This is a genomic window from Bacillus paramobilis (assembly GCF_038096195.1).
Taxonomy (GTDB): domain Bacteria; phylum Bacillota; class Bacilli; order Bacillales; family Bacillaceae_G; genus Bacillus_A; species Bacillus_A mobilis.
This window is the reverse complement of sequence record NZ_CP151108.1, coordinates 1,711,594-1,723,549: the sequence shown is the minus strand read 5'-3', so window position 1 is coordinate 1,723,549 and position 11,956 is coordinate 1,711,594. Positions and strand designations below refer to the sequence as shown.

10 protein-coding genes are annotated in these 11,956 nt (G+C 41.1%); 5 read left to right on the top strand and 5 right to left on the bottom strand.

The genetic code is table 11. From position 1 onward, the window contains the following. The first annotated feature begins 74 nt into the window (after positions 1 to 74). Entirely contained in the window at positions 75 to 698 is a 624-nt protein-coding gene (locus AABL52_RS09000) for a trimeric intracellular cation channel family protein (RefSeq protein ID WP_341519197.1), read from the top strand. 99 nt (positions 699 to 797) lie between these two features. After that, on the top strand, positions 798 to 932 hold the full coding sequence (locus tag AABL52_RS08995; RefSeq protein WP_255254387.1) for a hypothetical protein: 135 nt from the start codon (positions 798 to 800) through the stop codon (positions 930 to 932). 35 nt (positions 933 to 967) lie between these two features. On the opposite strand, the gene spoVK is transcribed toward AABL52_RS08995, so the two are convergent. Then, positions 968 to 1,924 carry a stage V sporulation protein K gene (gene spoVK, locus AABL52_RS08990; RefSeq protein ID WP_048525539.1) on the bottom strand — a complete coding sequence of 319 codons (957 nt, stop codon included), beginning with the start codon at positions 1,922 to 1,924 and terminating at the stop codon, positions 968 to 970. 261 nt (positions 1,925 to 2,185) lie between these two features. Here spoVK and AABL52_RS08985 point away from each other — a divergent pair, with 261 nt between their 5' ends. Beyond that, a complete protein-coding gene (locus AABL52_RS08985) occupies positions 2,186 to 3,151 on the top strand; it encodes a tyrosine-type recombinase/integrase (protein WP_341519196.1) in 966 nt (321 codons plus the stop codon). Positions 3,152 to 3,264: 113 nt separating this feature from the next. Continuing rightward, on the top strand, positions 3,265 to 7,044 hold the full coding sequence (locus AABL52_RS08980; RefSeq protein ID WP_341519195.1) for a Gly-Xaa-Xaa repeat protein: 3,780 nt from the start codon (positions 3,265 to 3,267) through the stop codon (positions 7,042 to 7,044). Between the two features lie 80 nt (positions 7,045 to 7,124). Here AABL52_RS08980 and hfq read toward each other — a convergent pair whose 3' ends face one another. Beyond that, positions 7,125 to 7,349: an RNA chaperone Hfq gene (hfq, locus tag AABL52_RS08975; RefSeq protein ID WP_000813896.1), complete on the bottom strand. Its 225-nt coding sequence runs from the start codon at positions 7,347 to 7,349 to the stop codon at positions 7,125 to 7,127. Between the two features lie 21 nt (positions 7,350 to 7,370). After that, on the bottom strand, positions 7,371 to 8,324 hold the full coding sequence (gene miaA / locus AABL52_RS08970; protein ID WP_341519194.1) for a tRNA (adenosine(37)-N6)-dimethylallyltransferase MiaA: 954 nt from the start codon (positions 8,322 to 8,324) through the stop codon (positions 7,371 to 7,373). 181 nt (positions 8,325 to 8,505) lie between these two features. On the opposite strand from miaA, the gene AABL52_RS08965 reads away from it, so the two are divergent. After that, entirely contained in the window at positions 8,506 to 8,751 is a 246-nt protein-coding gene (locus tag AABL52_RS08965; RefSeq protein ID WP_000814434.1) for a hypothetical protein, read from the top strand. 62 nt (positions 8,752 to 8,813) lie between these two features. Here AABL52_RS08965 and entD read toward each other — a convergent pair whose 3' ends face one another. Continuing rightward, positions 8,814 to 9,746: a cell wall-binding protein EntD gene (gene entD / locus AABL52_RS08960; protein ID WP_341519193.1), complete on the bottom strand. Its 933-nt coding sequence runs from the start codon at positions 9,744 to 9,746 to the stop codon at positions 8,814 to 8,816. Between the two features lie 348 nt (positions 9,747 to 10,094). Then, on the bottom strand, positions 10,095 to 11,951 hold the full coding sequence (locus AABL52_RS08955; RefSeq protein ID WP_341519192.1) for a PTS fructose transporter subunit IIABC: 1,857 nt from the start codon (positions 11,949 to 11,951) through the stop codon (positions 10,095 to 10,097). Positions 11,952 to 11,956: the final 5 nt, after the last annotated feature.

Genomic DNA, 11,956 nt, shown 5'->3' with positions numbered 1-11,956 from the left:
CTTTTCGAAATTTAAACCTTCTAATATAATAGCAGAGGAAGCACATTTCATCTAGTTAGCGGGGGAGAAAATTCATGGCATGGGAGATTTTTAGCATCATAGGCACAATCGCTTTCGCACTAAGCGGGGCCATTGTTGCAATGGAAGAGGATTATGATATTTTCGGGGTGTATATTTTAGGAATGGCGACCGCATTTGGGGGAGGTGCCCTTCGTAATTTATTAATCGGTTATCCGATTGTCGCGTTTTGGCAACAAGACATGTTATTCCAAATCGCACTTTTATCAATGACAATTATTTTTCTTTTTCCAAATAAATTAATTAGACACTGGAAAAAGTGGGAAAACATCACTGATGCTATCGGTTTATCAGCATTTGCCGTACAAGGAGCATTATATGCTCAGAAATTAAATTTACCAATTAGCGCTACAATCGTAGCAGCTGTTTTAACTGGCATTGGTGGCGGTATTATCCGCGATCTTTTAGCCCGCAGAAAACCTCTCGTCCTTCGAGCTGAAGTATATGCTTTTTGGACGATTCTAGCAGGTTTCTTAATCGGCGCTAAAATTATTGTTAGCGATTGGGCTTTATACACCTTATTCATTTTAATTGTTTGCTTCCGCATGGTTTCTATTCATTACAAATGGCATTTACCGCATAGACGTATCGACACAAACGAACGTTCAGTGCATAAATAGCAATCCAACCTCTTTACAGATCGTAAAGAGGTTTTTCTTTTCTAACGAGTTTTTCTTTACATAATGTTTATACTAATCCTCAAAGCGAGGTGAATACAAATGACAAACCATGTTAATAAAGGTGCTCAAAAAAGCTCAGTAGGTCAAATTGGACATGATCCTAATTCTGCACACGAAAAAAGCGCTAAAATGGAGCACTTCCATAAATCTTATCAAGAAAAAGCAAAAAAATAGTAAAAGCACTTATAAAGAAAAAACAGACGCACAGTTTACGTACTGTGCGTCTCCTCTTCAAGCATCAAATCACTACTTGATATCCCAATTAAATCATATTTATCATACGTATCTTCTTGCAACAAGCGCATAGCCTGTGTACGAATCGATTTTTCAACAATATTCCGTACATATCTTCCATTACTAAACGATGTAATTTGCGATGAGTACTTTACAGCATGTAAATGATCTCTAAATTTCCACTCAGCCTCTTTCGATAACTGGTATTCACGTTCTTCATACATCCTCTTCCCTATTTCTAACAGCTGATTTACCGAGTAATCCGCAAATTCAATTATAAACGGAAAACGGGATTGCAGACCTGGATTTAATGAAAGAAAATGATTCATCTCTCTTGAATATCCAGCTAAAATTAATACAAAACCGTGTTGTTTATCTTCCATATGTTTTACGAGCGTATCGATTGCTTCTTTCCCAAAATCTTTCTCTCCCCCTCGTGCTAATGAATACGCCTCATCAATAAACAAAATACCTCCCATTGCTTTTTTTATTAAATCTCTTGTTTTTTGAGCTGTATGACCGATGTATTCTCCTACAAGATCCGCACGTTCAGCTTCAACTAAGTGCCCTTTTGATAGAATATTCATCTCAAACAATAATTTCCCTATCATTCTAGCAACAGTTGTCTTCCCTGTACCCGGATTCCCTTTAAACAACATATGGAGTACTTGCTTCTCAGACTTCAACCCTATTTCTTGTCTTTTTTTATTTACATAAATCCAAGCATATATTTCTTTTATTATCTTTTTTATATCATCCATCCCAACAAGCTTTCCCATCTCTTCTTCAATTCTTTGCAGCATCTCATGTTTCGTAGTGGTTTCATTTGAAATTACCGTTTTATTTTCCGCGGCCGGTAAAGAAATTTTCTTTCGATGATTTAACACAATGTTAATTTGATTATTATTTTTCTTTCGCATCGATTGTTCCATACAATCACCTCATTTTATCCTGCATGAACGGGCAATAAGGCTCCACCTCAAAATTCAGCAAACGCGAGGAAGTTAGACGAGAGATAACTGCCCGCAAACGCCCGATTGGTTCAACTAATAATCAAGGGGATGAACAAATACCCCACTGATTAAAGTTTCACTTTATCCACTCACCAAATATTATTATTCCTGTCTCCCTTGCAAATGACTATTTTCAGAAAAGTTTGCTATAATATAAGAAATAATGAAGGTGGTGGGACTATGGAGACAACGGAATTCCATGATACAATACAAGCCTTTTCTATTTTTTTATTGAATAAAGGCCGAAAACCTTCAACCATTAAACGTTATGTTTATGACATTGAAGATTTCGGACATTGGTTAGAAAAAAACAAAAAGCTCCCTTCCAGTAATATATGGGCTACACTTTGTACAAAAGACTATGAAGATTACTTTTCCGACTTAAAAAAGAATCGACATTACTCAGAGAAAACGATGCACCGTGTGTTTATTGTATTAAATAGAATGCATCACTTTCTAAATATCCCTAACCCATTAAAGAACATGGAAATCTCCATTCAACCAGACCGCACACTTCGTAATGAAGATTTCATTTCATCTGATGAAGAAAAAAGATTAAAACATATAATCACTTCATTAGAAGGACTTTCAGAAAAACAACGTCCTGTGCGCCCTTTATTAATGGATCGTAATGTCGCTATTTTAAACTTATTAATCGACTATGGATTATCCTTACAGGAACTTACAGCATTAACTATGCATCACGTACACTTTGAAACGAACACATTATCTACCCCAGCGACCGCAGGGGTAGAAAGAACAATTACATTAGCTAACGAAGACAAAAAACAACTATATACTTATTACAAAAGCATCCCTGAACCCGTTCGCCCAAAATACCATAGTCATGATCCATTATTTATCGCATTTGATTTTAATCGTGGAACATACAGATGGGTATACGAAAATGATGCACCGAAGGGATTAACAGAAATTGCTATCCAAAAAATGATTCGCCTCGAAGTATCTAGAGCTAATTTACGCAAAGGAATCTCAGGACAACACTTTCGTAACACCTATATTTTAAACTTAATAAAAAAAGAAACTCCGGAGTCAGAAATTATAAAACTAGCTGGATTCAAATCAAAAGTTTCACTAAAACGATATTATAAATACGCAGAAAATAGAAAAAACGCCTTATCATAAGGCGTTTTTTCTATTTTTTCTTTAAACAAACGATTTTACTATGACCATTTAACTAATTTTTGCATCTACTATGATGAGTTTCGTTCATATCCTCATGAGAAAGGAGAGATTTAATGTCTCATTATAACGACAGCCAGAACAAATTCTCCAAACCATGCTTTCCAAGTAGCGCCGGACGAATCCCAAATACTCCATCAATCCCAGTTACTAAGGCACAACTTAGAACATTCCGCGCAATCATTATCGATTTAACAAAAATAATTCCAAAACTTTTCGCAAACCCATCTCCTCAAAACATTGAAGATCTAATCGATACATTGAACCTACTAAGTAAATTTATTTGTTCACTAGACGCTACTTCCTCCCTGAAAGCACAAGGGTTAGCTATTATCAAAAACTTAATAACTATATTAAAAAATCCAACTTTTGTAGCAAGCGCTGTATTTATCGAGCTTCAAAATCTAATTAATTATTTACTATACATTACAAAACTATTCCGAATTGACCCTTGCACACTTCAAGAGCTTCTTAAATTAATCGCAGCATTACAAACCGCTCTAGTTAATTCTGCTTCATTCATTCAAGGACCTACTGGACCTACCGGGCCAGCGGGCGCTACTGGTGCTACCGGACCTCGAGGTAACACGGGCGCTACCGGCGCCACTGGACCTCAAGGTAACACGGGCGCTACTGGTGCTACCGGACCTCAAGGTAACACGGGCGCTACCGGCGCTACCGGCGCCACTGGACCTCGAGGTAATACTGGCGCTACTGGTGCTACCGGACCTCAAGGTAACACGGGCGCTACTGGTGCTACCGGACCTCGAGGTAATACTGGCGCTACCGGACCTCAAGGTAACACGGGCGCTACTGGTGCTACCGGACCTCGAGGTAATACTGGCGCTACCGGACCTCAAGGTAACACGGGCGCTACCGGTGCCACTGGTGCCACTGGTGCCACTGGACCTCAAGGACCTCAAGGTAACACAGGTGCTACTGGTGCCACTGGACCTCAAGGTAACACGGGTGCTACTGGCGCTACCGGACCTCAAGGTGCTCAAGGTAACACAGGTGCTACTGGTGCCACTGGACCTCAAGGTAACACGGGTGCTACTGGCGCTACTGGACCTCAGGGCGTTCAAGGTAACACGGGCGCTACTGGTGCCACTGGACCTCAGGGCGTTCAAGGTAACACAGGTGCTACTGGTGCTACTGGACCTCAAGGTGCTCAAGGTAACACGGGCGCTACCGGCGCCACTGGACCTCGAGGTAACACGGGCGCTACTGGTGCCACTGGACCTCAGGGCGTTCAAGGTAACACAGGTGCTACTGGTGCTATCGGTGCCACTGGACCTCAAGGTGCTCAAGGTAACACAGGTGCTACTGGTGCTACTGGACCTCAAGGCGTTCAAGGTAACACGGGCGCTACTGGTGCTACTGGACCTCAAGGTGCTCAAGGTAACACAGGCGCTACTGGACCTCAAGGTGCTCAAGGTAACACAGGCGCTACTGGACCTCAGGGCGTTCAAGGTAACACGGGCGCTACCGGTGCTACTGGCATAGGAGTTACCGGACCTACCGGACCTTCTGGTGGGCCTCCTGGACCTACTGGACCTCAGGGACCTCAAGGTAACACGGGCGCTACTGGACCTCAGGGACCTCAAGGTAACACGGGCGCTACTGGTGCCACTGGACCTCAGGGCGTTCAAGGTAACACAGGTGCTACTGGTGCTACCGGTGCCACTGGACCTCAAGGTGCTCAAGGTAACACAGGTGCTACTGGACCTCAAGGTGTTCAAGGTAACACAGGCGCTACTGGACCTCAAGGTGCTCAAGGTAACACAGGTGCTACCGGACCTCAGGGCGTTCAAGGTAATACAGGCGCTACTGGACCTCAGGGCGTTCAAGGTAACACGGGCGCTACTGGACCTCAGGGTGTTCAAGGTAACACAGGTGCTACTGGACCTCAAGGCGTTCAAGGTAACACGGGCGCTACTGGACCTCAGGGTGTTCAAGGTAACACAGGTGCTACTGGACCTCAAGGCGTTCAAGGTAACACGGGCGCTACTGGACCTCAGGGTGTTCAAGGTAACACAGGTGCTACTGGACCTCAAGGCGTTCAAGGTAACACGGGCGCTACTGGACCTCAGGGTGTTCAAGGTAACACAGGTGCTACTGGACCTCAAGGCGTTCAAGGTAACACGGGCGCTACTGGACCTCAGGGTGTTCAAGGTAACACAGGTGCTACTGGACCTCAAGGCGTTCAAGGTAACACGGGCGCTACTGGTGCTACTGGACCTCAAGGTGCTCAAGGTAACACAGGCGCTACTGGCGCTACTGGTGCTACTGGACCTCAGGGCGTTCAAGGTAACACAGGTGCTACTGGTGCTACCGGACCTCAAGGTGCTCAAGGTAACACAGGTGCTACTGGTGCTACCGGACCTCAAGGTGCTCAAGGTAACACAGGTGCTACTGGTGCTACTGGACCTCAAGGTGTTCAAGGTAACACAGGCGCTACTGGTGCTACTGGACCTCAAGGTGCTCAAGGTAACACAGGTGCTACTGGACCTCAAGGTGTTCAAGGTAACACAGGCGCTACTGGACCTCAAGGTGCTCAAGGTAACACAGGTGCTACCGGACCTCAGGGCGTTCAAGGTAATACAGGCGCTACTGGACCTCAGGGCGTTCAAGGTAACACGGGCGCTACTGGACCTCAGGGCGTTCAAGGTAACACAGGCGCTACTGGTGCTACTGGGCCTCAAGGTGTTCAAGGTAACACAGGTGCTACCGGACCTCAGGGCGTTCAAGGTAATACAGGCGCTACTGGACCTCAAGGCGTTCAAGGTAACACAGGCGCTACTGGACCTCAGGGCGTTCAAGGTAACACGGGCGCTACTGGTGCCACTGGACCTCAAGGTAACACGGGGGCTACTGGCGCTACCGGACCTCAGGGGGTTCAAGGTAACACAGGTGCTACTGGTGCTACCGGACCTCAAGGTAACACGGGCGCTACCGGCGCCACTGGACCTCGAGGTAATACTGGCGCTACTGGTGCTACTGGACCTCAAGGCGTTCAAGGTAACACAGGCGCTACTGGTGCTACTGGACCTCAAGGCGTTCAAGGTAACACAGGCGCTACTGGTGCTACTGGACCTCAAGGCGTTCAAGGTAACACAGGCGCTACTGGTGCTACTGGACCTCAAGGTGTTCAAGGTAATACAGGCGCTACCGGACCTCAAGGTGTTCAAGGTAATACAGGCGCTACCGGACCTCAAGGTGCTCAAGGTAATACAGGCGCTACCGGACCTCAAGGTGTTCAAGGTAATACAGGCGCTACCGGACCTCAAGGTGCTCAAGGTAACACAGGCGCTACTGGTGCTACTGGACCTCAAGGTGTTCAAGGACCAACAGGTGCTACCGGCGCCACTGGTATAGGAGCTACTGGACCTACTGGACCTTCTGGTGGACCTACTGGACCTACCGGGCCTACTGGACCTAGCTTCCCTGTAGCAACAATTGTTGTAACAAACAACATTCAACAAACAGTACTACAATTTAATAACTTTATTTTCAGTACTGCAATTAACGTAAACAATATTATCTTTAATGGCACAGATACAGTTACAGTTATAAACGGTGGTATTTATGTCATTAGCGTATCCATCTCTACAACTGCACCAGGATGCGCTCCTCTTGGAGTAGGCATTTCAATAAATGGAGCAGTCGCAACTGATAACTTCTCTTCAAATTTAATAGGCGACTCACTTTCATTCACTACAATCGAAACGTTAAGAGCTGGCGCAAACATTTCTGTCCAATCTACTCTTAACGAGATTACGATCCCTGCAACAGGAAACACTAACATTCGTCTTACTGTATTTAGAATCGCTTAAATTCCATGATCTATTGTTTATGGCAAATAAAAAAAGAGCGAGAAACTCGCTCTTTTTTTGTTATGTACAATAATTCATTACTACTCTAATTCAATTGAAACATTTTTTTGTGGTACAAATGTAGAAATTGCATGTTTATAAATAAGCTGTTGCTTACCTTCTGTTTCCAGTAGGACTGTAAAATTATCAAATCCTTTAATTAATCCACGAAGCTGGAAACCATTTAATAAGTACAGCGTAACAAACGTATTTTCTTTACGGAGTTGATTTAAAAACTGATCTTGAATATTGATTGATTGCTTCATGTCGAATCCTCCTCTTTTTCTCTACTTACTATTATTCGACTTTAGTTGTAACTTTCCTTCTATGTATCGTAAAATTTCTGACGTTTTTTCACCGTCTGTAACATCAAACCATGTGACATCCATCTTATTACGGAACCACGTTAATTGACGCTTTGCATAACGACGTGAATTCGTCTTTAATTGTGATACCGCTTCCTCTAAAGAGACACGATTCGCAAAATAATCATATATCTCTTTATACCCAATCGCTTGAATAGATTGACAATCTCGTATCCCGCTATTATACAATCCTTCTACTTCTTCTAATAAACCTTGTTCCATCATTATATCAACTCGTAAGTTAATGCGATCGTATAGCATTTCTCGATCCATTGTCAAGCCAATCAAGGAAACATCGTATAATAACTTGTTTTCTTGTTTTTCAAGTTGATCGCTCATTTTTTCACCCGTCGTGTGGAAAATTTCTAACGCTCTAATGACACGGCGTACATTATTTGCATGAATACGCTCAGCGCTTTCTGGGTCTACTTCTTGTAACTTTTTATGTACATATTCCACACCACGTTCTAATGTTAACTGTTCCATTTGTTCTCGGTACATAGTATCACCAGCATCATCCGTAAACTGATAATCGAATAAAACAGATTGTATATACAGCCCAGTTCCACCAACAATAATTGGCAATTTACCACGCTCTGTAATCTCTCGAATATGCTTACGAACACGTTCTTGAAATTCGGCAACAGAAAATGATTCTTCCGGATTTTTTATATCGACCATATAATGTGGAATTCCGTCCATCTCTTCTTTCGTCACCTTTGCAGTTCCAATATCCATCGTACGATAAATCTGCATGGAATCTCCACTTATAATTTCACCATTCAACGCTTTAGCAAGATCAATACTTAACTTCGTCTTCCCAACAGCAGTTGGTCCAATGATGACAGCAACTTTTTCACGTTGCACTTCTCCCATATCATTCAACTCTCTTTATGTGATGTACTCCATCTATTGATTATATCCAATCTTACCAATTTTAACGGCATGATTGCAAGTTCTTTCATTCCGGTACATGAAATTATAAATAAAAAAGAACATAGTTTGTCCAATTCCGCATATACATGATTAAAAATACCTTCGAGAGGATGAGTTGACTATGAAACAATCCACCCTTAATTTTTCATCTTTAACAAAAGACCTCATTTTAGCTACTGCTACAAAAGAACAAAATTGCTCACAAGAAGAATTATACTTCGCCTTAAATTGTTTGCTACGTTCTTTTCATTCTACTCTCCAAGAAACAACATTACATCCAGAAAATGAAAATACAGAATATATTCAAAATCAATTTTGCAGTGCATATAAAATTATTACAGGTAAAACCATTTATCCTTTTCAATAATCCATAAAAGGCGGTTGCTTACGTACTTTCAAGCAACCGCCTTTCATATTCATACATATATACTATTCTATAACTTTCACTTTTACAGATTTGCGCCCCCAGTTATCAGCACTGCCATCTGAACCAACTAAAACATCAATACGATTTCCTTTAATCGCGCCACCTGTATCTCCAGCAATCGCTTCTCCATATCCTTCTACCCATACTTTTGATCCAAGTGGAATTACTTTAGGATCAACAGCAATGACTTTCATATTTGGATTTGCTGTTAAATCATGCCCCATTGCAGTTAATACACGACCACCATACGTACCATTCTCACTTGGATGCGCTGTATACGCTGTCGCTTCTACTGTTATTTCACGTCCACCAGCAGGCGCACTTGTTTCAGTAGATTTCGCAACTGGTTTCGCAGTTGGCTTCTCTTTTGCCACAGGTTTACTTGATTCTACATTCTTAACAGACTCTTTATTCTTAACTGCTTTATTATTTTTAACCGGCGTATTTACTTTTTCCGACACTTCTTCTTGCGTTACAACTTCTTTCTTTTCAATCACAGGTGCCGTCCCTGTTAAAAATGGCACGTGAACATATCCTGTTTTTCCATTATAGTCAAATTGTAACCATTCATTTTGAACTTGATTTGTCGTTTCAATTACATCATTTTTATTAAGTTTACCAAGAATTTCAGCGTCCGTATTCGCTCCAGCACGAACATTTAGCACGCCCGCTGTTACATAATATGTACTTTTTGTAAACTCAGCACTCACAAACGCTTCTTGACCATTTAATTTAATTTTTGTCCATCCATTTTCTGTATTTACAACATCTAATGTATTTCCACTTAACATTTTACCTACAAGTTTTGATTCTACAGTTGGGTTTTCTCTAACATTTAATACGTCTGTTGTTACAATCGTTTCTGCTTTCGCAGAACCCGCAAAAATCCCAAGACCAAAAACTGCTGCTGTTGCTATACCTAATAATTTTTTCATGAATAGCCTCCATTTGCTTTGTTTTCGTATTTTCATTATAGCAACAGATTTTTAGGATTTTTAGAAATCACACAATTACAAACCATTCGTAATATACGATTAATGAGCTGTAACATAAATTTCCATATTGATGAATTCCATTTCCAATAGAATTCCCAATAGTTTTCATATATTTTCCACATACAAGCTCCAGAATTTTTTTCCAGAAAAAATTACAGTATTACTTTTTTGTTACAAAAAATTCATATTTCATTACATCTTTTACCAAAATCCATCATTCTCCAATTATTACCCTTCTTTTTTGTAATAAAAAGGAGCAGCTAATAAAAGCTCCTCCCTTTTCATATGTTATTTAACTTTCTTTTTCCAAATCCCCATCATAAGAGCTGAGACAACTGTCCCTATCAATATCGAGAAAATATATAACACCGGTTTATTTACTAATGCGATAACAAACAATCCACCATGCGGTGCTGGTAATGTAATTTGGAATAACATAGATAATGCACCCGCAATACTTGAACCAACAACACAACTTACTATTACTCGAACCGGATCTGCAGCTGCAAATGGAATCGCACCTTCTGTAATAAACGACGCCCCCATAATATAATTTGTTAAACCAGATTTACGTTCTGCTTCAGTAAACTTTGATTTAAAGACGGTAGTTGCGAATGCAATCGCTAACGGCGGTACCATACCACCAGCCATAACTGCTGAGTGAACACCAAAGTTCCCTGCTGAGATTGCAGCGATACCAAATGTAAATGCTGCTTTATTAATTGGTCCCCCCATATCAATTGCCATCATACCACCTAAAATTAAACCTAATAGTATAGCATTTGTACCACCTAAACTATTTAACCAACTCGTTAACATTTCATTTAACGCAACTACAGGTGGATTAACCACTTTTAACATGATAAAACCTGTAATTAATAACCCTAATACCGGATAAATCAAGACTGGTTTAATACCTTCTAACTGCGCTGGTAAACTAGAAAATAACTTTTTCAAACCAACAACAACATATCCAGCTAAGAAACCAGCAATTAATCCACCTAAAAAGCCAGCATTTGCTTGTGCTGCTAAAAATCCACCTACAACACCAGGCATAAAACCAGGTCGATCAGCAATAGAACTTGCAATAAATCCAGCTAAAATTGGTACAAGGAATAAAAAGGCTCCTTTTTCTCCACCTCCAATAGTCATTAATATTTCAGCAATAGGGCCTTCCGCCTTAATTCCACCGAACATAAATGCTAATGCGATTAAAATTCCGCCACCAACAACGAATGGAAGCATATTACTTACACCGCTCATTAAGTGCTTATAAATTCCTAATCCTTTTTCTTTCTCTGTACTTTCTGTCTTCCCATCTTCTTTTAACCCTTTAAAGATTGGTGCATCTTGTTTTACAGCTCGATTAAGAAGTGTTTCCGTTTTTCTAATCCCATCAGCGACTGGTACTTGAATGACATGCTTCCCAGCAAAGCGGTTCATTTCCACTTGTTTATCTGCTGCAACAATTATTGCCGTTGCGCGTTCAATATCTTCTTTCGTTAAACCGTTTTTTATACCTGTTGATCCATTCGTTTCAACTTTAATTGCTATACCTAGCTCTGCTGCTTTTGCTTTCAAGCTATCCGCTGCCATATACGTGTGAGCGATTCCAGTTGGGCAAGCCGTAACCGCTAATACGTACGGTTCATTTCCTTCTGGTTTTGCCACTTCAACCTCTTCTTCTTTTTCATTCTCTTTTTCATCAAATAAACGAAGAAGTTCCTCTTCATCCTTTGCTTCTAATAATTGCTTACGAAATGCTTCATCCATTAATAATGTAGATAGACGCGATAACGTTTCTAAATGAGTATTATTCGCCCCTTCGCTCGCAGCAATCATAAAGAATAAATGCGCTGGCTGTCCGTCAAGCGATTCATAATTGATACCGCTTACACTTCTACCAAAACAAATCGCCGGTTGCTTAACAGCTTTTGTTTTCGCATGAGGGATTGCAATCCCTTCCCCTATTCCAGTTGTACTTTGTGACTCCCTCTTTAAAATAGCTTCTTTAAATTCCGCTTTACTATTTAAACAATTTGCGCCGTCTAATTTCTCAACTAATTCATCTATGACAGCTTCTTTATTTGAAGCTGTCAAATTCATAATAACTGTATCCCTTTTTAATAGTTCTGTAATTTTCATATGTT

What these genes read in the sequence shown, in the direction of transcription:
- entD (WP_341519193.1), bottom strand. Translation starts at nt 9,746, where the DNA reads ATGAAAAAATTATTAGGTATAGCAACAGCAGCAGTTTTTGGTCTTGGG.
- miaA (WP_341519194.1), bottom strand. Translation starts at nt 8,324, where the DNA reads ATGGGAGAAGTGCAACGTGAAAAAGTTGCTGTCATCATTGGACCAACT.
- AABL52_RS08965 (WP_000814434.1), top strand. Translation starts at nt 8,506, where the DNA reads ATGAAACAATCCACCCTTAATTTTTCATCTTTAACAAAAGACCTCATT.
- hfq (WP_000813896.1), bottom strand. Translation starts at nt 7,349, where the DNA reads ATGAAGCAATCAATCAATATTCAAGATCAGTTTTTAAATCAACTCCGT.
- spoVK (WP_048525539.1), bottom strand. Translation starts at nt 1,924, where the DNA reads ATGGAACAATCGATGCGAAAGAAAAATAATAATCAAATTAACATTGTG.
- AABL52_RS08985 (WP_341519196.1), top strand. Translation starts at nt 2,186, where the DNA reads ATGGAGACAACGGAATTCCATGATACAATACAAGCCTTTTCTATTTTT.
- AABL52_RS08995 (WP_255254387.1), top strand. Translation starts at nt 798, where the DNA reads ATGACAAACCATGTTAATAAAGGTGCTCAAAAAAGCTCAGTAGGTCAA.
- AABL52_RS09000 (WP_341519197.1), top strand. Translation starts at nt 75, where the DNA reads ATGGCATGGGAGATTTTTAGCATCATAGGCACAATCGCTTTCGCACTA.
- AABL52_RS08980 (WP_341519195.1), top strand. Translation starts at nt 3,265, where the DNA reads ATGTCTCATTATAACGACAGCCAGAACAAATTCTCCAAACCATGCTTT.
- AABL52_RS08955 (WP_341519192.1), bottom strand. Translation starts at nt 11,951, where the DNA reads ATGAAAATTACAGAACTATTAAAAAGGGATACAGTTATTATGAATTTG.